We start from the raw sequence: 21,224 nt of genomic DNA on the forward strand, positions 1-21,224 counted from the left end.
ACCGCCGCCGGACCGATCGTGGGGGTGGGCGCGACCACGTGATGATCGCCGACCCTAAGTGGACTAGACCAGCCCGTCAATAGGTATGGACCATTGTCAAGCAGTCGTGGTGGCGCGGTAATTGGCCGAAGTCCGACTGGCGCAGAAGTCCATCGACGGGTCCTGTGAGCCAGCCCACAGGCATGCGACCGTATGCACCTCGATCAGCCGTGGCACACTGGCCCTGTACCAGAAGCAGCGCACTCCGGGGTCGGTGAAAGTCCGAACCGGCGGTTACAGTCCGCGACCCGGTCGCTTCCAGCGGCCGGTTGACCAGGTGAAATTCCTGGACCGACGGTTAAAGTCCGGATGGGAGGCAGTGCGCGGCGGGCGGGCATTCGTGCGCGCTGCCGTCTGTTTCGACCTGTCCTGCGGGACAGGTCCCATTCGGCATCGCCATCGGTGTGTCGTCCGTTCATTCTGTCGTCATCGACAGGCCCCGGAGTCCGTGCCCCATGAGGCAGGAGGACCCGGGAAGTGTTCACCGGAATCGTCGAAGAGCTGGGTGAGGTCACCGCCGTCGAGAATCTCGACGACGCCTCGCGTTTCCGTCTGCGTGGCCCCGTAGTCACGCAGGGCGCGCAGCACGGCGACTCCATCGCCGTGAACGGCGTCTGTCTCACGGTCGTGGAACACGAGGGCGACGAATTCACCGCCGACGTCATGGCGGAGACCCTCAACCGCTCCAGCCTCGGCGCCCTCGCCGTCGGCTCCCGCGTCAACCTGGAGCGCCCGATGGCCCTGGGTGCGCGCCTCGGCGGGCACATCGTGCAGGGGCACGTGGACGGCACGGGCACGGTCATCGAGCGCAAGCCGTCCGAGAACTGGGAGATCGTGAAGGTCTCCCTCCCCGCGGACCTCTCCCGCTACGTGGTCGAGAAGGGCTCCATCACCGTCGACGGCATCAGCCTCACCGTCGTCGACGCCGGCCCCGACTACTTCACCGTCAGCCTCATCCCGACGACCCTCGACCTGACCACGCTCGGCCTGAAGCAGCCCGGCGACCCGGTCAACCTGGAGGTCGACGTCGTGGCCAAGTACGTCGAGCGTCTCCTCGGCGACCGCGCCGTCCCCGTCGCAGCCGAGGGGGCCTCGAAGTGAACTGGCTCAACTCCGAGGCGTTCACCCTCTTCGGGCAGCACATCAAGTGGTCCGACATGATCGGCAACGTGATCGGTCTGATCGGTCTGGCCTTCGGCTGGCGGCGCTCCATATGGAGCTGGCCCGTCCAGTTCCTCTCCGGAGTCATCCTCTTCGCGGCCTTCGCCACCGCCCACCTCTCCGGCAGTGCCGGCAAGCAGGTCGTCGTCATGATCGTCGCTGTCTACGGCTGGTGGCAGTGGAACCGCGGCAAGGGGCAGGCGCAGGACGGCGGCATCGCCGTCCGGTTCGCCACCTGGCGCGAACGCGCCGTCATGGCCGGTGCCGCCGCCGTCGGCACCGTCGCGGTCGCCCTCCTGTTCAAGGCGTACCCGACGCTCTCCTGGGACCCGTGGCCGGACGCGTACATCTTCGTCGGCACGATCGTCGCCATGTACGCCCAGGCGCGCGGCATGGTCGAGTTCTGGTTCGCCTGGCTGCTGGTCGACCTCGTGGGCGTCCCGCTCAACTTCGCCAACGGCTTCGCCTTCTCCGGTTTCGTCTACGTCCTCTACGGCGCGCTCGTCCTGTGGGGCCTGCGCGACTGGTGGCTGCGCTCCCGCGAGGCCGGGCAGCCCGTCCTGGAAGGAGCCCCGGCATGACTACCGCGCCGGTTCTGTACAGCACAGACAACATCGAGGACTTCGCGCTCGACCCGGTCGAGCAGGCCATCGCCGACATCGCGGCCGGCCGCCCGGTCGTGGTCGTCGACGACGAGGACCGCGAGAACGAGGGCGACCTCGTCATCGCCGCGGAGAAGGCCACCCCCGAGATCGTCGCCTTCATGATGAGCGAGTGCCGCGGCCTGATCTGCGCGCCCATGGAGGCCGACGAACTGGAGCGCCTGCGCCTGCCGCAGATGGTCGAGGACAACACCGAGTCGATGAAGACGGCGTTCACCGTGTCGGTGGACGCGTCCGCCGCGCACGGTGTGACCACCGGCATCTCGGCCTCCGACCGCGCCACCACGCTCCAGCTCCTCGCCGCCGGCGCGGCCCAGGCCGACGACTTCGTCCGCCCCGGCCACATCTTCCCGCTGCGCGCCAGGTCCGGCGGAGTGCTCGTGCGCAACGGCCACACCGAGGCCGCCGTGGACCTGGCCCGGCTCGCCGGACTGCGACCCGCGGGCGCGATCGTCGAGATCGCCGGCGAGGACGGCCGCATGCTGCGCCTGCCCGAGCTGATCCCGTTCGCCCGCAAGCACGGGCTGACGATCATCTCCATCGAGGACCTGATCGCCTACCGCCGCACCGCGGAGCCCACCGTCCGCCGCGAGGCCAAGACCCAACTGCCCACCGCCTTCGGCGAGTTCACGGCGTACGGCTACCGCTCCACCGTCGACGGCGTCGAGCACGTCGCCCTCGTCCACGGCGAGATCGGCGACGGCACGGACGTCCTGGTCCGGGTCCACTCCGAGTGCCTCACGGGCGACGTCTTCCACTCCCTGCGCTGCGACTGCGGCCCCCAGCTGGAAGCCTCCCTGGAACGCATCCAGGCCGAGGGCAGGGGAGTGGTGGTCTACCTGCGCGGCCACGAGGGGCGCGGCATCGGGCTGCTGTCCAAGCTGCGCGCGTACGAGCTCCAGGAGCGCGGCCGCGACACCCTCGACGCCAACCTGGAGCTGGGCCTGCCCGCCGACGCCCGCGACTACGCGGCCGGCGCGCAGATCCTGGAGGACCTGGGCGTGCGCAGCCTGCGTCTGATGACCAACAACCCCGAGAAGACCGACGCGCTCGTACGGCACGGACTCAAGGTCACCGACCGGGAGCCGATGCCCGTACAGGCGGGCGAGCACAACATCCACTACCTGCGCACCAAGCGGGACCGGATGGGGCACGACCTGCCCTGGCTGGACACGGCCCCCGTGTCCACCTGCGGCAACCAGTAACAGCACGAGCAGCACGAACAGCACGAAGAACACCGAGGAGAGACGTGAGCGGCAAGGGTGCACCCGAACTGTCCGTACGCAACTGCGGCGACCTGCGCGTCGCGGTGATCGCGGCACAGTGGCACGAAAAGGTGATGGACGGCCTCGTCGACGGCGCGCTGCGCGCCCTGCACGAGCTGGGGATCGACGAGCCGACCCTCCTCCGGGTCCCGGGCAGCTTCGAGCTCCCCGTCGTCGCCAAGGTCCTCGCGGGCCGCGGCTACGACGCGATCGTCGCGCTCGGCGTCGTCATCCGCGGCGGGACCCCGCACTTCGAGTACGTGTGCCAGGGCGTCACCCAGGGCCTCACCCAGGTATCCATCGACACCGGAGTGCCCATCGGCTTCGGTGTGCTGACCGTCGACACCGAGGAGCAGGCCCTCGACCGCGCGGGAATCGAGGGCTCGAACGAGGACAAGGGGCACGAGGCGGTGACGGCGGCGGTGGCGACGGCGGCCACCCTCCGCTCAGTATCTGAACCGTGGCGATAGGCCGGCCGGCACACGCGTAAAGTGAGCGCCACCATGTCCAATAAGACGTTCGAGGAGCTCTTCACCGAGCTCCAGCACAAGGCCGCCAACGGCGACCCCGCCACCTCCCGCACCGCAGAGCTGGTCGGCAAGGGGGTCCATGCCATCGGCAAGAAGGTCGTCGAAGAGGCCGCAGAGGTCTGGATGGCCGCCGAGTACGAAGGCAAGGAAGCAGCCGCCGAGGAGATCTCGCAGCTGCTCTACCACGTCCAGGTGATGATGGTCGCTCGCGGCATCTCGCTCGACGACGTGTACGCCCACCTCTGAGCCGTCACCGCAATTCCCGCACCGTACGCACGAACGAAGGAAGCCGACCTCATGCTGCGCATCGCCGTCCCCAACAAGGGTTCCCTGTCAGGCCCCGCGGGGGAGATGCTGCATGAGGCCGGCTACCAGCAGCGCCGCGAGTCCAAGGAACTGCGCATCGTCGACCCGGTCAACGACGTCGAGTTCTTCTACCTCCGCCCCCGCGACATCGCGATCTACGTCTCCTCCGGTCGCCTCGACATCGGCATCACCGGCCGCGACCTGCTCATCGACTCCGGAGCCAGCGCCGAGGAGATCCTCCCGCTCGGCTTCGCCCGCTCCACCTTCCGCTTCGCCTCCAAGCCCGGCACCGCCCAGGGCATCGAGGACCTCGGGGGCCTGACCGTCGCCACCTCCTACGAGGGAATCGTCGCCAAGCACCTCGCCGACCACGGCGTCGACGCCTCCGTCGTCCACCTGGACGGCGCCGTCGAGACCGCCATCGAGCTCGGCGTCGCCGAGGTCATCGCCGACGTGGTGGAGACCGGTACCTCGCTGCGCAACGCGGGCCTGGAGGTCTTCGGCGAGCCGATCATGAAGTCCGAGGCCATCGTCATCCGCCGGGTCGGCGCGGAGGCCGAGGAGCCCAAGGTCCAGCAGTTCCTGCGCCGTCTGCAGGGCGTCCTGGTCGCCCGGACCTACGTGATGATGGACTACGACTGCCGCGCCGAGCACCTGGAGCGGGCCGTCGCGCTCACCCCGGGCCTGGAGTCGCCCACCATCTCGCCGCTGCACAACGAGGGCTGGGTCGCCGTCCGCGCCATGGTCCCCGCCAAGGAAGCCCAGCGGATCATGGACGACCTGTACGAGCTCGGTGCGCGGGCCATCCTGACCACGGCCATCCACGCCTGCCGGCTCTGAGGGAACCGCGTCCCATGTCCGATCTGCCCAGCCTCCCCGTCACCTTCCGGCCGGGGCGCACCCGCGCGGTCCTGCTCAGCGCGGGCGCGGCCATCTTCGTGGTCATCACCACGGTCGCCCTGCTGCTCGAAACCCTCGGCCCGGGGGAGCGCCTCAGCTTCGTCTTCACCGCGGCGCTGCTCCTCGGGGTGCTCGTCCTGCTCGCCCGGCCCAAGGTCGTCGCCGACGAGAACGGCGTCACCGTCGTCAACATCGCCGGCAGCCGGCACCTGGAGTGGGAGGAAATCCTCCAGGTCAACCTGCGCCCCGGCGACCCCTGGGTGTTCCTCGACCTCAGCGACGGCACCAGCCTGCCCGCGCTCGGCATCCAGCCCGGCATCGCCCGGCAGCGCGCCATCGAGGACGCCCGCGCCCTTCGCGCGCTCGCCGAGGCCCGCGCGATCGGAGACCCTGAGCAACATCAGGGTTAACTCTCAGCCCTCCGCCCTGACGTACAGGCCCATGTCTTGATTAATCTGGTGGCGGAGGCGTTTTCCACACGCCTCCGCCCTTGATGTCGCGACCCGTACGTCAAAGGCCCCCTGCTACCCGAGGAGTGACTCCCTCCAGCGATGGACGGATCGTCCTGTAGTACCTGCGCCGCCCCCTTCCGACATAGCGCGGCCCGCTTCAGCGGCCACGCGGAGGCGGCGGCATCATGACCATCCCCCTGCTGCTCCTCGGGGCGGCGTTCCTGCTGATCCTCGCCAACGGCTTCTTCGTGGCGGCCGAGTTCGGCCTCGTCACGGTGGAGCGGCCCGAGGCCGAGAAGGCCGCGGCCGAGGGCGACCGACGGGCCCTGACCGTCGTGAACTCGCTCAAGGAGCTGTCCTTCCAGCTCTCCGGCACCCAGCTCGGCATCACCATCACCTCACTCGTCGTCGGCATGCTCGCCGAACCGGCGCTCGCCGAACTCCTGCACGGCCCGTTCACCGCGATCGGCCTCCCCGAAGGCGCCGTGTCCGGGATCGCCGTGGTCGTCGGCATGCTGCTGGCCTCGGCCGTGCAGATGGTCGTCGGCGAACTCGTGCCCAAGAACTGGGCGGTCTCCAAGCCGCTCCAGGTCGCCCGCTTCGTCGCGGGCCCCCAGCACGTCTTCGCCCGCCTCTTCCGCCCCGTGATCGCCGCGCTCAACACGGTGGCCAACCGGCTCGTCCGCGCTCTCGGTGTCGAGCCCGCCGAGGAGCTGGCCTCCGCCCGCACCCCCGGCGAACTCGTCTCCCTGGCCCGGCACTCGGCGCGGGCCGGCGCGCTGGAACAGGACACGGCCGACCTCTTCGTACGGACGCTGTCGCTGGGCGAACTGACCGCCCAGCACGTCATGACCCCCCGGGTGAAGGTCAGCGCGCTCCAGTCGACGGCCACCGCCGAGGACGTCGTCAACCTCACCCGCGCCACCGGCCTCTCCCGCTTCCCCGTCTACCGGGAGCGGATCGACGAGGTCGTCGGCATGGTGCACCTCAAGGATGCCCTCGCCATCCCCTCGCACGACCGGCTGCGCACGCCCGTCGGCCGTATCGCGCAGGCTCCGCTGCTCGTTCCGGAGACGCTGCCGGTGCAGCCCCTCCTGGAGCGGCTGCGCAGCGAGCAGCCCATCGCCGTCGTCGTCGACGAGTACGGCGGCACGGCGGGCGTCGTCACCCTGGAGGACATCGTCGAGGAACTCGTCGGCGAGGTCCGCGACGAACACGACGGTCTCGACGTACCCGAACTCGCCGCCGCACCTCCCGAGGACGGCCGGCCTGCGTGGGAGGCCGACGGCAGCTGCCGCGTCGACATCCTCCAGCGCATAGGCCTCGATGTGCCCGAGGGCCCCTACGAAACCGTGGCCGGACTCGTCGCCGACCTGCTCGGCCGCATCCCCGCCCCCGGCGACAAGGCCGAACTGCCCGGCTGGCGGCTGTCCGTGCGCCAGGTCGGGCACTACCGCGCCGAACGCGTGCGCCTCGTGAAGACCGCGCCTGTCGTGGAGGCGGCCCGATGAGTCTGCTCCAACTCCTGTTCGCCGCCCTGCTCGTGCTCGCCAACGGCTTCTTCGTCGGCGCCGAGTTCGCGCTCGTCTCCGTGCGGCGCAGCCAGATCGAGCCGCTCGGCACCGCCCGGGCCCGGCAGGTGCTGTACGGCCTGGAGCGGCTGCCCCAGATGATGGCGGCGGCCCAGTTCGGCATCACCGTCTGCTCGCTGACGCTGGGCGCGGTCGCCGAGCCGACCGTGGCGAAGCTGCTTGAGCCCGTCTTCGAGGCGGTCCACCTCCCCGACGGCGTGATCCACCCCCTCGGGTACGTCATCGCGCTCGCCTTCGTGGTCTTCTTCCACCTGGTCATCGGCGAGATGGTCCCGAAGAACCTGGCGATGGCGGCGCCCGAGAAGACCGCGCTGTGGCTGAGCCCGGGGCTGGTTGCCTTCGCGCGCCTGTGCCGACCGGTCACGGTGGGCCTCGGCGCGTGCGCACGGCTCATCCTGAAGATGTTCCGTGTCGAGCCCAAGGACGAGGTCGAGGCCGTCTTCACCAGCGAGCAGCTCAACCGCCTGGTGGAGGACTCCGGTCAGGCCGGGCTGCTCGACCCCGAGGAGCAGGAGCGCCTGGAGGACGCGCTGGAGCTCGGCTCCCGGCCGGTCACGGACGTTCTCCTGGACCGCGACTCCCTGGTCACCGTGGGCCCCTCGGTCACCCCGGGCCAGGTCGTCGCGCTCACCGCCCGCACCGGGTACTCGCGCTTCCCGGTGATCGCGGAGAACGGCGCCTTCATGGGCTACCTGCACGTGAAGGACGTACTGGACCTGGAAGAGTCCGAGCGGGCCGTGCCGCAGCAGATCTGGCGCCCGATGACGACCCTGCGGGCCGAACTCCCGCTGGACGACGCCCTGACCGTGATGCGCCGCGCCGCGACGCACCTCGCGCAGGTCGCCGACGCGGCGGGCAAGGTGCTGGGTCTCGTGGCACTGGAGGATGTACTGGAGCTGCTGGTGGGCGAGGTGAGGGACCCGGCGCACCGGGATGCCGCCGAGCCGCTGACACTCACCGAACCGCGCGCGAGCGCCGCCTCGGAGGAGGCGGCGGCGCTGGCGGGCTGAGGCCGGAGGAGGTTTTTCGCCGGACGGAGCTGGAGATTTTCAGCCCGTCCGGCGATTGAGGACGAGCGCGACAGCGCGATGGCAGGGGAGATCGGCGGTCACATCGCCGACGGATCCTGCGGCCCCCGCCCCGAAAGCACCTCGCCGTACGCCTGCATGAGATCCGGCAGTCGAAGTGTCGACAAGTCGTCCCGCGACGGGATGCCCGGGTACCCCGACAGTCGCAGATCGCGGTAAGCGCAGCTCTTCTCGTACAGCGTGCGCAGGAAGCGGCCGTTGCCCAGCTCGTCGATCCAGCCCTGGTCGACGACGTGTCCGCTGATGGAGCGCAGCTCGTCGAGGGCCTCCTCGTCCCAGATGTCGCCGTTCTCGGCGGCCAGCACCTCGCCGATGGAGGTGAGTTCGAGGGGGCGGTAGGAGGGGAAGTCGACGCGGGTGGTGAAGCGGGAGGAGAGGCCGGGGTTGGCGGCCAGCAGGCGGTCCATGCCCTCCGGGTAGCCCGCGAGGATGACGACCAGGTGGTCGCGGTTGTCCTCGGCCCGCTTCAGCAGCACCTGCAGGGCCTCGTCGCCGTACGCGTCGCCCTTGCCGTAGCCGGAGTTGGAGAGGGAGTAGGCCTCGTCCACGAAGAGGACCCCGCCGATCGCGGAGTCGATCAACTCGTTGGCCTTGACCGCCGTCTGGCCGAGGTATTCGCCCACCAGGTCGGCCCGTTGGGCCTCCACCAGGTGGTCGCCGCCCAGCAGTCCGAGGGCGTAGAAGACCCGGCCGAGAATGCGGGCGACCGTGGTCTTGCCGGTGCCGGAGGGGCCGGAGAAGACGAAGTGGCGTTTGGGCGGCTGTACCGGCAGGCCCTGTCCGGCGCGCAGCCGTGCCATGTTCAACTGGGCGGACAGCGCCTTGACCTGGCGCTTCACGGGCTCCAGGCCCACCATGCGCTCCAGCTCGTTGAGCGCGTCCTCGAGTAATGCGGGGTCGGTCGGGCCCGTGGGCAGCGGCTGCACCGGCACCACTGCCTTCTCACGGACCGCGTCAGTTCGTGGCGGCAGCGCGCCCGGGGGCAGCGGATCCGGCTCCGAGAGCTTCAGGTCGCGTTCCTCGGTGCCGAACAGCGGTTCCACGCCGTCCGGGCCCTCCATCAGGTCCGGTCCGATGCCGGCGAGGGTGATCGCCGCCAGGTCGGTGGCCTCGTCGTACCCGTCGCCCTCGGCGATCGCCGCGAGCCGGGCCGAGGTGTCCATGAAGGCGGGGTCGACGCGGTGCACGGCCCGGTACAGCGGCAGCGCCGCGGCGGAGCGGCCGGTGCCCTCGTGCGCCCGCGCCAGCCAGTACCGCAGCTCCTTGCGCTGCGGCTGCTCGCTTCGGCAGCGCATCAGTGCGGACGACAGGAGCGGCTCCGCCTGTCCGAACATCTCCAGCCGGACCCGGGCCATGCCGCCGAAGAGGCCGGCCTCTATGCCCAGCAGGGCGTCGTCGAGCAGCGGGTCCGTGTGCCGGACCAACTGGTCCCAGTCCTTGACGAGATAGGCGCGGCAGGCGTGCAGGAAGCGCACCTGCGGGTCGGTGTCCACCGGGGGCAGACCGGCCAACGCCCGGTCCAGTTCGGGGACATGACGGCCGTCCAGCCAGTGCGAGGCGTGCGCGAGCAGCAGATCGCGCGGGCTCTCCATCACCGGTTGCACCCACCAGCCCAGCCAGTACCAGGAGTTGAGGGTGCGCCGGTGGCGGGTGCGCTGCTCCCCGAAGCGCTCCCGGTGCCGGAACATCCGCAAGAGCGCGGTCGTCGTGTCCACGCGCAGCGCGTGCAGGCCGAGCCAGCCGTCGGCCATGCCCGGGTCCATCCGGACCGCTGCGCGGAACTCCTCCTCCGCCTGCGGATAGGCGCCCATGGTGTAGGCATCCACACCTCGCAGCCAGGCGAGGTCGGCCGGGGCCTCGGGGCCCTGCGTGCCGAAGTCCATCACGTCCCCCACAAACCGTGCCCCCGTTGTTCTCCGCCGGGCCGGTGCCCGTCGGCAGCTTTGCTCAACCGCTGTGCCGCGGACGGGAGTTGCATCGGTGCGCGAAGCAGCCGTCCGAAGGTCGCACCGAGAGGCATCGTACCTGCGAGGACGGTGCGGACCGTAGGGTGCCGCACGGCCCGTTCCGCGAGGTGGGAGCAGATGGGGCGCACTCGGCGCAGTCACCCAGGGTGAGCAAATCGCGGCGCGGAGCGTCCGGAAAAGGGGGTGAGGACAGAACGAAGCCCCCGATCACGGGGGAACAACCGGGGGCTTCGCGTCTGAGGGCGGCTTCGAAAGGCCGCACATTGAGAACGTAAGTCCTGTACGGCCCCTCGGTCAAGCGGAGTTGGGACACTGAGGCAACTTCTCGCGCAAGGGTCTTCACAAGTTCAGCACACTGCGGATGGTCCGTCACCGTGGGTGACGGAAGGGCGCTCTCAGGGGGTCGCAACAGGCCCCGGCAGCACCTCGTACCCCTCGGGACACTGGCGCACCAGATGGTCGGCGAACGGCCTTGAGGGATCCTCAAGGAAGTGCCGGCGCTCGGCGCGAACCCACCTGACCCAGAACTCGCTCTGCTCCTCACCGTCCCGCAGCCTCCCTCGCGCCCAGGCCTCCTCGCGCGGCAACTCCATCCACAGCAGACCCGCGAGAAACGGGCGTACCTCGCGGCGGCCCGCCCCTACCCCCTCCAGCAGGATCACGGGGGCGGGCGGCAGCTCGCGGACCGCCCCGAAGCGCCGGGTGTTCCAGTCGTACGGGGGATAACGCGCCGGCTCGCCCTGCCGCAGCGGCTCGATCACCTGGGCGAGCAGCCGGCCGGTCCAGGCGAACAGTTCCTCGTGTGTCGCGATGTCGTCGAGGTGCAGCACGGGCGCACCGCCGAGCGCGGCGGCCAACTGCCGGGCGCAGGTGGACTTTCCGGAGCCCGCGTGTCCGTCGACGCCGATCAGGCGGGTGGGGCCGCAGGAGGGCGGCAGGCGTCGCAGGTGGGCGGCGAGGTCGTGAATCGTGGTTCCCGGGGAGCGGTGGTCGGTTCGCATATTCCAACAGCACATTCTATCGCGGTCGATACCGGACGAATTCAGGGGGAAGCGGGATCGTATGAAATTGAACAGTTTTCGAGTCGTCGCCGGCCGTCGCTTTCCGGCCGCCGCCGCGGATGAATGGCATCGATCCAGGTATTTCGGAACCCAGGTTCCGGTTCTGCTTGATGCTGAGTAGTGTTCGGGTTGCTGTCCGTGCGGGCGAGGAAAGTCCTGACCGAAATTCAAACCCGGACGGCATATGCGCACTGCGAGGCGTCGTACGGGGATGGACAGGGGAAGATGGCCGCGGGGTTATTCGAAGGGCAGTATGTCTGGCATCCGGCGGCCGACGACCGCAGACTCGCGAGCGTATGCGTGGATGTGCGGGCCGGCCGCTATCTGAGCGCGCAGGAGGCCCTGGCCGAGGCACGCGACGACTACGGACTGCGCGCCCACCGCTCGCTGGTGCTTGCCTCCGAGGCCGCCGACTCCGACCTGGCCGAGCAGTGGCTCGCCGAGGAGCCGACCCCCGAGGCCGGGCTGATGTGGGCCCGGGTGGCCGTGCAGCGGGCGCTGCGGGCGGCCGACGCGCGGGACGACCGCGCCGAGGCGCTGGAACGGATAGCGCTGGCCGCCTGTGAGCGGGCCTCCCAGATGGCCCCCGCCGACCCGACGCCCTGGGTCGCCAAGCTCTCCATGGCCCGGCTGCACGACCTCCGCGATCCCGCCCCGCACGGTCTGCTCACCGCGCCGCCCGGCCCCTGGCAGCTCTTCTCGCACGTGCTGCGGCTCGACCCCTGGAACCGTGAGGGCCACCACCGTTTCCTGGCCTTCTTCTTCACCCGGCACGGCGGTTCGGTGAACGCGGCCTGGGACGTGGCCGCCTTCCTCAGTCAGCGCGCGCCCGTCTCCTCGCCGCTGCGGCTGCTCCCGCTGGTGTCCCTGGTCGAGAGCTACAACCCCTCGCAGCTGCTCGCCGACCGCGTCTGGGAGCAGCCTCAGTGGCGCTCCACGGCGCTGGCCATCTACCAGAACTGGCTTCCCCAGGTGTCGGGCTACCGGTTCACACCGGTGCTCGACCTGGCGTATCTCGCGCACGCGCTGTTCATGGCGCAGCGCGAGTTCGAGGCGCGGGCGGTCTTCATGGCGATGGGCCCCTACGCCTCCCGTATGCCGTGGAGCGCGTTCGGCGAGCCCGCGGAGCAGCTGTCCCGCGCCCGCCGCTCCTGCGGCCTGCCGGTGCCGGGCGCCGGCTGATCCGCCCGGCCGGGCCTCCGGTCGCTCCCCAGACCTCCGGTCATCCCCAGACCTCCGGTCATCCCCCAGAGAAAGGTCAGGTTGTGTCAGAACGGATATCGGTCCCACGGACGAGAGGGCGTGCGGGTGAGGATCCCGCCGCCCTCGACGACGACGCGACGCTGCATGCGATGGGATATCCGCGAAAGCTGACGCGCCGATTCCAGGCGTTCGACAATTTCGCGATCTCCTTCACCATCATCAATATCATCTCGGGTATTTTCTCGTCCTTCGGATTCGGAATGAACGCGGGTGGGCCGCGTATTCTCGTATTCGGCTGGATCGGCGTCTCCGTCATGGTGCTGTTCATCGGCGCCGCCATGGCGGAGGTGGCTTCCGCTTATCCCACCAGTGGTGCGCTCTATTTCTCGGCGGGAAAGCTCGCCAAGCGTCACAAGGGCGCATGGTCCTGGTACACGGGTTGGCTGAACTTCGTGGGCCAGGTCGGCGGTACGGCCGCCACGGGCTACGCTGCCGCCACCTTCATCCAGGCCTTCATCGCCCTGCAGTGGTCCTCGTACCAGCCCACTGCCCACCAGACCGTACTGATCACGGCGTTGATCATCGTGCTCCAGGGTCTGGCCAATACCTACACCGTGCAGTTGGTCGCACTGCTCAACCGGATCTCGGTGTGGTGGCTCCTGATCGGGCTGGTAGTGATCGTGAGCACACTGATCGTGATGCCCGACGACCATCAGTCGGCCTCGTTCGTCACGCATTTCGCGAACAACACCGGTTTCACGAACGGCCTTTACGGAGGGATGCTCGGTCTGCTCGTCACCAGCTGGACGTTCACCGGCTTCGACGGCAGCTTCCACATGTCCGAGGAAACAGTGCGGGCCACGGTCAACGCGCCGAAGGGGATCATGCGGGCGATCGGCTATTCGGCGATCACCGGACTGATCCTGATGCTCGCCCTTGTGTACAGCATTCATGATTATGACCAGGTGGCCGGTTCCTCGGCGCCGCCGGTGCAGATTCTCATCGATGGCCTTGGCATGGGCATGGCTAAGTTCATCCTGTTGATCGTGATCGGGGCCATGCTCTTCTGCGGCCTGGCCAACCTGACGAGCAACACCCGGCAGATCTTCGCCTTCTCGCGCGACGGCGCCATGCCCGGCTCGCACTGGTGGCACTCGGTCTCGCCGCGCACCCGCACGCCCGTCAAGGCCGTCTGGCTCGCCGTCGGCTGCTCGCTGGCCCTGGTGGTGCCCGGCTGGTGGTCGCACACGGCCTTCACCGCCATCGTCAGCGTCAACGTCGTCGGCCTCTTCCTCGCTTACGCCGTGCCGATCTTCCTGCGGCTGCGGCTCGGCGAGGAGTTCCAGGCCGGCCCCTGGAACCTGGGCCGCTGGAGCAAGGTCGTCGGCTGGGTGGCCGTGCTCTGGATCCTGGCCAGCAGCGTGCTGTTCATGCTGCCCTCGGTCTCGCCGATCACCGTCGACACGTTCAACTACGCGCCGATCGCCCTCGCCGCGGTGCTGATCATCGCGACCGTCTGGTGGTTCGCCACCGCGCGCCGCCGCTTCCAGGGACCCGTCAGCTACGGGCGTCCCGACGAGGTCGCCGCGATGGACCTCATCTGACCCGCGCGCTCCCGGCCCCGGCCCACGGCATCGCCGTCGGCCGGGGCCTCGCAGGTCATGCCAGTGGTCCCGACCAATATTGATGGGCGTGGCGCGGGTCGAAGTGCTGGCAGGAGTCGGTGTACGGCGTCCATAGTGGGCGCACAGCCGTGTGCCTGAACCGCCGCTTCCGGACGAACTGGGGGTCACCCGCCCATGACCAGAGCCGCAGAGCCGTCCCGCAGAGTCATCCTGGCCGTGGCCCTCGCCGCGGCGGCGACCGGTGCCGGGGGCCCCGCGGCCGCGGCACCCATGACCCGCTCGACAAAGGCGCCCTCGCCTCTCGTGGACAACCACGCCTGGACCTCGTGCGCCGACTGGCGCGGCGGCAGCGCGCAGGGCACCCGTGCCGTCGCGGGCGCGCGCCCCGGTCTGGTGATCGCCGCCCCGGCCGGGACGACCGACTACACAGACCCGCACACCCAGAAGACCGCCACCTGGGAGTACGCGGTCTGGACGTCGCCGCTCCACCGGCTCTCCGTGCCGGCCACCGAGGTCATCGCCTGCTGGAACGCGAATACCCCGGCCGGCACCTGGCTGCAGGTCGAGCTGACGGGCACGTACTCCGACGGCACAGACACCCCCTGGTACGTGATGGGCCGCTGGGCCGCCGGTGACCAGGACATCAAGCGGACCTCGGTGGACGATCAGACCGACGACAAGAGCACCGTCTGGACGGACACCTTCTCCATCGACGACGCCGCCTCCGGACTGCGCCTGACCGCCTACCGGCTGCGGCTGACGCTCCACCGCACTCCGGGCACGAAGCAGACGCCCACCGTGTGGCGCCTGGGGGCGATGGGCTCCGACATCCCCGACCGCTTCACGGTCCCGGCCTCCGCACCCGGCCCCGCCGCGGAGTTGGCGGTGCCGCGGTACTCGCAGGAGATCCACGCCGGCCAGTACCCGCAGTACGACAACGGTGGCGAGGCCTGGTGCAGCCCGACCTCCTCGCAGATGATCATCGAGTACTGGGGCCGCAAACCCACCGCGGAGCAACTGGCCTGGGTCGACCCGCAGTTCGCCGACCCGCAGGTCTGTCATGCGGCCCGGTTCACCTACGACTACCAGTACGGCGGCTGCGGCAACTGGCCGTTCAACGCCGCCTACGCGGCGACGTACAAGGATCTCCAGGGCGTGGTCACCCGGCTCGGTTCACTCACCGACCTGGAGACGCTGATCGCCGCGGGAATCCCGGCCATAACGTCGCAGTCCTTCCTCAAGACCGAGCTGACGGGGGCCGGTTACGGCACCTCCGGCCATCTGATGACGGTGATCGGCTTCACCGCGGACGGCGACGTGATCGCCAACGACCCGGCCTCGCCGGGCGACGACGCGGTCCGCCGTGTCTACAAGCGGCGCGAGTGGGAGAACATCTGGCTCCGCACCAAGCGCTACAACGCCTCCGGAAAGGTCGTCTCCGGCACCGGCGGTGTCTGCTACCTGTACTTCCCCGCACATCCGACCCCGGCGCAGCGGCGCGCGCTGGCCGCGGTCGGGGTGCGCTGAGGGCACCGCCTGCCAGTGGTCCCGGTTCGCGGCGGCGAGGAGCGTCCGCAGGCGCACCTCCCCACCGCGGGGTTCAGCTCTGGACCGGGGTGACCACCCAGTCCGGGTGGTTCGGCATCGGCGGGGTCTTCGGCCCGTACAGCCACGGGTGCAGGAAGTCCTCCAGGTCCTCACCGGAGACCTTCGACGCCAGGTCGATGTAGTCCTGCGTCCCGGCCGTCTTCCCGTGGTACTTGGCGAACCAGGCCCGCTCGATCTTCCCGAACGTCTCCTGGCCGACCTTCTCGCGCAACGCGTACAGGACCAGCGTCGAGCCGTCGTACCGCATCCGCTTGAAGAGGTTCGGCTCGGTCGGCTCGGCCGGGGCGCCGTAGTCGTGGCGCCACTGGTCGTGGGCGGCGTACGCGGTCTTCATCGTCTCCTCGAAGTTCACGCCGCCGTGCGCCTCCGAGTAGAGCCGCTCGTAGAAGCGGGCGTGGCCCTCGCTCAGCCACAGGTCCGACCACGTCTTGACCCCGACGCTGTCGCCCAGCCACTGGTGGGTCAGCTCGTGCACGAGGTTCCGCTCGGCGCTGACCTGGTCGCCGAGCAGGTCGGCCTTCGGGACCAGGGAGAGGGTCTGCGTCTCCAGGGCCACGCCCAGGTCGGTGTCGCCGACCAGGACGCCGTACCGGTTGAAGGGGTACGGGCCGAGCCGCGCCTCCAGCCAGGCGATGTGGTCCGAGGTGAGCTTGCGGTACTGCGCGGTCGGCGCCACCAGGTCGTCCGGGACCACGTCACGGATCGGCAGTCCGTGCGGGCCCGTGCTGTCCACGAAGGTGAACTTGCCGATCGCCAGCTGCGCGAGCTGCGCCGCCACCGGCTGCTCCGAGTCGTACGTCCACTTCACGCGCCCGTCGGCCTGCTCGGTGCGGTCGGTGAGCTTGCCGTTGGCGACGGCCTTCAGCCCCGCCGGGGTGGTGATGTGGAAGGTGATCGGCGCGCGCAGGCTCGGGTGATCGTCCGACGGGAAGATCATCTTGGCGCCGTTGGGCTGCGGATACAGCACGGTGCCGTCGGGAGTGGGGATCCAGCCGTAGTCCTCGATCGCGTCGTCGCGGTGCCGTATCTGGGTCGGGTCGGCGGTGTACGTGACCTTGACCGTGAAGGACGTTCCGTTGGGCAGGGGTGCCTTCGGTGTGACCACGAGCTCGTCGCCGTCGCGTTCGGCGGTGGCCTTCGCCCCGTTCACGGTGACCGTGTGCAGGGTGTTGCCGGCGAAGTCGAGGTTGAAGCGGGACAGGGACTGGGTGGCGGTCGCCTTGATCGTCGCGGACGCCTCGAACGGGGTCTTCGGCGCCTGCCAGTCGAAGTCGAGGGTGTAGCGGCCCACCTTGTATCCGCCGTTGCCGTCGAGCGGGAAGATCGGATCGCCGATGCCCGCCGCGCCCGGGGACGGGGCTGCGGAGGAGGAGGAAGCGGCTTGCGAGACCGGACCCGTGAAGGCTGCCGCAACGGTGATCGCCGCCGCGAGTGCGAGGCGGGCTCTGCGGTGAGGCGTCCGGAATGAGCTCATCGAGGACCTTTCGTTGGCTGACCACTGTCATGTGAAAAGACGCACAGCCGACGCACATCGTTGTGGTCACCCGCACCATTCGAAGGTCGTCGAAACGTGGGGCGTGACCAAGCTCTCTACCGCTCGGAGCCGTTCCGGTGGCAAGGTGGTCGGGTCGGAGGGGAGCCGGCCGAGGCCGGGGGGTGTCCAGCGCACCACTACGTCAGCGAGATGCCAATGACCGCGACCTCCGCCACCGCCACCCGTCTCCGTGCCCGCACCGGCGGCCCCAAGGACGACGGGCCGAAGATCCTCGAGCACGTGCTGGGCTGGACCCTTGTGGTGGTCCTCGCGATGCTCGTGACCCAGCTGGGCCTGGTCTGAGCCATCCGGCCCGCCGCTGTTCGAACCCAACTGCCGTGATCGTCAAGCGAGTTGTCGATCATCGTCGAACGGGCGGATGACCCGGTCTGCCATACTGCGGTTGTCCCGTCGGCAGTTGGAGACCAGGGCTGAAATTGAATCAGAGTCAACAGCGCGGCGTCGACCGCCCGCGAGCGCGCGGAACCGACCGCTCACTGGCGCGCCGCGCCGAACTCATCGCCGTCGGACGGAAGCTGTTCGCCGACACGTCCTACGACGCACTGTCGATGGACGACATCGCCAAGCAGGCGCGCGTCGCCAAGGGGCTGATCTACTACTACTTCCAGTCCAAGCGCGGCTATTACCTGGCCATCGTCGAGGACTCGGTGGCCGACCTGGTCTCCCGCGCGGCGAGCGGCCTCGAACTGCCCCCCGAGGAGCGGGTGCACCGCACCATCGACGGCTACCTCCGTTACGCCGAGTGCAACCAGGCCGCGTACCGCACGATCATCAGCGGTGGCGTCGGCTTCGACACCGAGGTGCACGCCATACGTGACGCGGTGCGCGCGGCCATCGTGGAGACCATCGCCGAAGGCGCCTACGGCAGGCGAAAGATCGATCCGCTGCCGCGCATGGCACTGCTCGGCTGGCTGTGCAGCGTGGAGGGGGCGACCCTGGAGTGGATCGGCCGGCCGACCCTGCAGCGGGCCACCATGCGTGACCTGCTGGTGAAGATGCTGGGTGGCGCGCTGCGCGCCGTCGAGGAGATCGACCCCGCGTATCCGGCCCCGGCGGCGGCCCGCCGGGACAACTGAGCGAGGGGCGGGGGTCCGGAGACCCCCGCCCCAAGTGCCGTATCTCCGACGCTAGTTGATCGCCTTGATCAGTTCGCCGTTGGAGGTGTCACCGCTGAGCTCCCAGAAGAAGGTGCCGCCCAGGCCCTGCTGGTTCTTGTAGGTCATCTTGCCCGCGATGGTGGAGGGGGTGTCGTAGCTCCACCAGTTGCTGCCGCACTTGCCGTACGCCGTGCCGCCGACCGTGCCCGTGGCCGGGCACTTCGTCTTGAGCACCTTGTAGTCGTCGATGCCCTGCTCGTACGTCCCCGCAGCCGGACCGGTGGCCGTGCCGCCCGGCGCCGCCTGCGTGACGCCCGTCCAGCCGCGCCCGTAGAAGCCGATGCCGAGCAGCAGCTTCGAGGCGGGGATGCCGAGGCCCTTGAGCTTGGCGATGGTCGCGGAGGTGTAGAAGTTCGCCTTGGGGATGCCGCTGTACGAGTTCAGCGCCGAGTGCGGAGCGGTCGGACCCGTGGCGTCCCAGGCGCCGAAGTAGTCGTACGTCATCGGGTTGTACCAGTTGACGTACTGCGCGGCGCCCGCGTAGTCGGCCGCGTCGATCTTGCCGCCGCTGGTGGCGTCGGCCGTGATCGCCGAGGTGACGAGCGCGCCGGAGCCGAACTTCGAACGCAGCGCCCCCATCAGGTTCTTGTACGCCGCCCTGCCGCTGGTGTCACAGGTGTTGCCGCAGGCGTTGGGGTACTCCCAGTCGATGTCGATGCCGTCGAAGACATCCGCCCACTTGGAGTTCTCCACCAGGTCGTAGCAGGACTGTGCGAAGGCCGCAGGGTTCCTCGCCGCCTCACCGAAACCGCTCGACCAGGTCCAACCGCCGAAGGACCACAGGACCTTGAGGTTCGGGTGGAGCTTCTTCAGTTTGCGCAATTGGTTGAAGTTGCCGCGCAGGGGCTGGTCCCAGGTGTCGGCGACTCCGTCGACGGACTGGGCGGCGGTGTAGGCCTTGTCGGTCGCCGCGTACGCGTCGCCCATGGCGCACTTGCCGCCGGTGACGTTGCCGAACGCGTAGTTGATGTGGGTCAGTTTGGCGGCCGACCCGGACGTCTGGATGTTCTTGACGTGGTAGTTCCGGTCGTAGACACCCCATTCCGTGAAGTAGCCGACGACCTTCGATCCGGCCGCGGTCGCGGCTGCGGGGGTGTCGGACGGCTGGGCCGTCGCGGTCGCGGTGCCTGCGCCGGCCAGCAGTCCGGCGCCGAGGACGGCGCAACACGCGGTGGCGAGAAGGGTGCGGAGGCGGGAGCCGTGCGGTCTGAGCATCATGTCTCCTCGTGGGGGAGGGGAGCGCGGGGAAGTGGTGCCGGGACCTGCTGGGAGCAGACAGTAGGAGGACTAGACCAGTGCGTCAATGGTTCGGACCAATTTCCCTTTCTTTTAGTAAGCGGTCGTTAACTGGTGACTCGATGCCGCCGATCGGGCATACTCACAGCGCCACAGTCACTGGTCAGGCCGTTCTCCACCCCCGGACGGCACCATCGGCTGAGCCGTGAAAGACCGGCGGAGCCGCCCCACCCAAGGCGCGTTTTCCGTCGATGTGCCCGACAGGGAGGAGAGCGTCGCCATGCCTGACCGCGCCCCGCAGCCGGTGGACCGTCAACTGCCCACGGACGAGGCCCGGGATCTGATCTCGCTCGTCCGCGACATCGCGCAGCGTGAGATCGCCCCGAAGTCGGCCGAGGAGGAGGACGCCGGGCGCTTCCCGCGCGAGGTCTTCGCACTGCTCTCGCAGTCCGGGCTGCTCGGACTCCCCTACGACTCCGAGTACGGCGGCGGTGACCAGCCCTACGAGGTCTACCTCCAGGTCCTGGAGGAGCTTGCCGCGGCCCGCCTCACCGTCGGCCTCGGCGTCAGTGTGCACACCCTCGCCTGTCACGCGCTCGCGAACTACGGCACCAAGGAGCAGCAGGTCGAGCACCTGCCCGCGATGCTCGGCGGCGGTCTCCTCGGCGCGTACTGCCTCTCCGAGCCCTCTTCCGGATCGGATGCCGCGTCGCTGCGCACGAAGGCCGTCCGGGGGGACGAGGGCTGGACGATCACGGGCACCAAGGCCTGGATCACGCACGGCGGCGTCGCCGACTTCTACACCGTCATGGCGCGCACCGGCGGCGAGGGTGCCCGGGGCATCACGGCCTTCCTCGTGCCCGGCGACGCCGAGGGGCTGCACGCCGCGCTGCCCGAGAAGAAGATGGGTATGAAGGGCTCGCCGACCGCCCAGGTGCACTTCGACGGGGTCCAGGTCCCCGACGACCGGCGCCTCGGCGACGAGGGACAGGGCTTCGCGATCGCCCTGTCCGCGCTCGACTCCGGGCGCCTCGGCATCGCCGCCTGTGCCATAGGGGTCGCCCAGGCGGCCCTGGACGAGGCCGTCGCGTACGCCACGGGACGCGAGCAGTTCGGCCGGCCGATCTCGGACTTCCAGGGGCTGCGCTTCATGCTCGCCGACATGGCGACCCAGATCGAGGCGGGCCGGGCGCTCTACCTGGCGGCGGCCCGGCTGCGCGACGCGGGCCGGCCGTTCTCCAAGCAGGCGGCCATGGCCAAGCTGCTGTGCACCGACACCGCGATGAAGGTCACCACGGACGCCGTCCAGGTGCTCGGCGGGTACGGCTACACCGCGGACTTCCCGGCCGAGCGGTACATGCGCGAGGCCAAGGTCCTGCAGATCGTCGAGGGCACCAACCAGATTCAGCGCATGGTCATCGCCCGTCACCTCGCGGGTCCCGACTCGCGCTGAACGGCCCGTAGCCGTACCCGTACATCGCCGACGGCGCCACCAGTCGGGCCCACTCCGGGTCGTGGCGTCCCGGCAGGGTACGGCCGCGGTCGGCCCAGGTCCTGATCAGGGCGCGGTAGATGGGCGGATCCTGCAGCGGCACAGCCACCTGCGGAACCGATTCTGCCGACGTGGGCCCTACGGGAGCCGCGGGTACGAGAGTGCGGCGCCGACGGCCTGTCGCGGGATATGTGGCGGTCATACCAGGGCAACGCACGGGCGGCGGCCGGGTCACCGGCGGGCCGAATCGAGCGTGAGTTCACGGGGGTCCGGGGCTGAGCGCCGGATGCCGAGAAGCAGGCGACGAAGCCGCCGCCGAAGGCGT

20 protein-coding genes and 1 riboswitch are annotated in these 21,224 nt (G+C 69.6%); of the genes, 15 read left to right on the forward strand and 5 right to left on the reverse strand.

Annotated features, from left to right (window positions below; genetic code table 11):
- Positions 1-235: 235 nt before the first annotated feature.
- A riboswitch (FMN riboswitch) is annotated at positions 236-366 on the forward strand.
- Between the two features lie 150 nt (positions 367-516).
- The 9 genes from ACN6LB_RS13810 to ACN6LB_RS13850 all read left to right on the forward strand — a co-directional run bounded on the left by ACN6LB_RS13810 (position 517) and on the right by ACN6LB_RS13850 (position 7,917).
- On the forward strand, positions 517-1,140 hold the full coding sequence (locus tag ACN6LB_RS13810; RefSeq protein WP_445026044.1) for a riboflavin synthase: 624 nt from the start codon (positions 517-519) through the stop codon (positions 1,138-1,140).
- On the forward strand, positions 1,137-1,781 hold the full coding sequence (locus ACN6LB_RS13815; RefSeq protein WP_445026045.1) for a nicotinamide mononucleotide transporter family protein: 645 nt from the start codon (positions 1,137-1,139) through the stop codon (positions 1,779-1,781). Before ACN6LB_RS13810 ends, ACN6LB_RS13815 begins: the two co-directional genes overlap by 4 nt.
- Positions 1,778-3,067, forward strand: coding sequence for a bifunctional 3,4-dihydroxy-2-butanone-4-phosphate synthase/GTP cyclohydrolase II (locus tag ACN6LB_RS13820; protein ID WP_445026046.1), 1,290 nt, complete (start codon positions 1,778-1,780; stop codon positions 3,065-3,067). The genes ACN6LB_RS13815 and ACN6LB_RS13820 overlap by 4 nt, the downstream gene beginning before the upstream one ends.
- Before the next feature lie 44 nt (positions 3,068-3,111).
- Positions 3,112-3,597 carry a 6,7-dimethyl-8-ribityllumazine synthase gene (gene ribH / locus ACN6LB_RS13825; RefSeq protein ID WP_356143255.1) on the forward strand — a complete coding sequence of 162 codons (486 nt, stop codon included), beginning with the start codon at positions 3,112-3,114 and terminating at the stop codon, positions 3,595-3,597.
- A gap of 33 nt (positions 3,598-3,630) precedes the next feature.
- On the forward strand, positions 3,631-3,903 hold the full coding sequence (locus tag ACN6LB_RS13830; RefSeq protein ID WP_020117406.1) for a phosphoribosyl-ATP diphosphatase: 273 nt from the start codon (positions 3,631-3,633) through the stop codon (positions 3,901-3,903).
- Between the two features lie 51 nt (positions 3,904-3,954).
- Complete coding sequence (gene hisG / locus ACN6LB_RS13835; protein WP_356143253.1) at positions 3,955-4,803, forward strand: ATP phosphoribosyltransferase; 849 nt, start codon at positions 3,955-3,957, stop codon at positions 4,801-4,803.
- A gap of 14 nt (positions 4,804-4,817) precedes the next feature.
- The gene (locus ACN6LB_RS13840; protein WP_356143250.1) at positions 4,818-5,273 is read left to right on the forward strand and encodes a PH domain-containing protein; all 456 of its coding nucleotides are present in this window, start codon (positions 4,818-4,820) and stop codon (positions 5,271-5,273) included.
- Positions 5,274-5,500: 227 nt separating this feature from the next.
- Positions 5,501-6,826, forward strand: a complete 1,326-nt coding sequence (locus ACN6LB_RS13845) for a hemolysin family protein (protein WP_356143248.1) — start codon at positions 5,501-5,503, stop codon at positions 6,824-6,826.
- A complete protein-coding gene (locus ACN6LB_RS13850; protein ID WP_445026047.1) occupies positions 6,823-7,917 on the forward strand; it encodes a hemolysin family protein in 1,095 nt (364 codons plus the stop codon). Before ACN6LB_RS13845 ends, ACN6LB_RS13850 begins: the two co-directional genes overlap by 4 nt.
- A gap of 98 nt (positions 7,918-8,015) precedes the next feature.
- On the opposite strand, the gene ACN6LB_RS13855 is transcribed toward ACN6LB_RS13850, so the two are convergent.
- Together ACN6LB_RS13855 and ACN6LB_RS13860 are read right to left on the reverse strand one after the other, a co-directional pair.
- Positions 8,016-9,878 (reverse strand): AAA family ATPase, encoded by a 1,863-nt coding sequence (locus ACN6LB_RS13855; protein WP_445026048.1) that lies wholly within the window; start codon positions 9,876-9,878, stop codon positions 8,016-8,018.
- Between the two features lie 479 nt (positions 9,879-10,357).
- On the reverse strand, positions 10,358-10,963 hold the full coding sequence (locus ACN6LB_RS13860) for a uridine kinase family protein (RefSeq protein ID WP_445026049.1): 606 nt from the start codon (positions 10,961-10,963) through the stop codon (positions 10,358-10,360).
- A 285-nt stretch (positions 10,964-11,248) separates the two neighbouring features.
- On the opposite strand from ACN6LB_RS13860, the gene ACN6LB_RS13865 reads away from it, so the two are divergent.
- The 3 genes from ACN6LB_RS13865 to ACN6LB_RS13875 all read left to right on the forward strand — a co-directional run bounded on the left by ACN6LB_RS13865 (position 11,249) and on the right by ACN6LB_RS13875 (position 15,378).
- Positions 11,249-12,205 carry a hypothetical protein gene (locus ACN6LB_RS13865; RefSeq protein ID WP_445026050.1) on the forward strand — a complete coding sequence of 319 codons (957 nt, stop codon included), beginning with the start codon at positions 11,249-11,251 and terminating at the stop codon, positions 12,203-12,205.
- Between the two features lie 83 nt (positions 12,206-12,288).
- Complete coding sequence (locus ACN6LB_RS13870) at positions 12,289-13,830, forward strand: amino acid permease (protein ID WP_445026051.1); 1,542 nt, start codon at positions 12,289-12,291, stop codon at positions 13,828-13,830.
- A gap of 195 nt (positions 13,831-14,025) precedes the next feature.
- A complete protein-coding gene (locus ACN6LB_RS13875; RefSeq protein ID WP_445026052.1) occupies positions 14,026-15,378 on the forward strand; it encodes a peptidase C39 family protein in 1,353 nt (450 codons plus the stop codon).
- A gap of 73 nt (positions 15,379-15,451) precedes the next feature.
- Here the strand turns inward: ACN6LB_RS13875 and ACN6LB_RS13880 are convergent, their stop codons facing one another.
- Positions 15,452-16,933 carry a M1 family metallopeptidase gene (locus ACN6LB_RS13880; protein ID WP_445026053.1) on the reverse strand — a complete coding sequence of 494 codons (1,482 nt, stop codon included), beginning with the start codon at positions 16,931-16,933 and terminating at the stop codon, positions 15,452-15,454.
- A 216-nt stretch (positions 16,934-17,149) separates the two neighbouring features.
- Here ACN6LB_RS13880 and ACN6LB_RS13885 point away from each other — a divergent pair, with 216 nt between their 5' ends.
- Together ACN6LB_RS13885 and ACN6LB_RS13890 are read left to right on the forward strand one after the other, a co-directional pair.
- Positions 17,150-17,296, forward strand: coding sequence for an SCO1431 family membrane protein (locus ACN6LB_RS13885; protein ID WP_356143231.1), 147 nt, complete (start codon positions 17,150-17,152; stop codon positions 17,294-17,296).
- Between the two features lie 134 nt (positions 17,297-17,430).
- A complete protein-coding gene (locus ACN6LB_RS13890; protein WP_445026054.1) occupies positions 17,431-18,090 on the forward strand; it encodes a TetR/AcrR family transcriptional regulator in 660 nt (219 codons plus the stop codon).
- A 51-nt stretch (positions 18,091-18,141) separates the two neighbouring features.
- Here ACN6LB_RS13890 and ACN6LB_RS13895 read toward each other — a convergent pair whose 3' ends face one another.
- Positions 18,142-19,386 carry a glycoside hydrolase family 18 protein gene (locus tag ACN6LB_RS13895; protein WP_356143267.1) on the reverse strand — a complete coding sequence of 415 codons (1,245 nt, stop codon included), beginning with the start codon at positions 19,384-19,386 and terminating at the stop codon, positions 18,142-18,144.
- Positions 19,387-19,687: 301 nt separating this feature from the next.
- Between ACN6LB_RS13895 and ACN6LB_RS13900 the strand changes: the two genes are divergently transcribed.
- Positions 19,688-20,860, forward strand: coding sequence for an acyl-CoA dehydrogenase family protein (locus ACN6LB_RS13900; RefSeq protein WP_445026055.1), 1,173 nt, complete (start codon positions 19,688-19,690; stop codon positions 20,858-20,860).
- On the opposite strand, the gene ACN6LB_RS13905 is transcribed toward ACN6LB_RS13900, so the two are convergent.
- Complete coding sequence (locus ACN6LB_RS13905; RefSeq protein WP_445026056.1) at positions 20,823-21,101, reverse strand: hypothetical protein; 279 nt, start codon at positions 21,099-21,101, stop codon at positions 20,823-20,825. The genes ACN6LB_RS13900 and ACN6LB_RS13905 overlap by 38 nt on opposite strands.
- Positions 21,102-21,224: the final 123 nt, after the last annotated feature.

The organism is Streptomyces sp. SAS_270 (assembly GCF_052543295.1).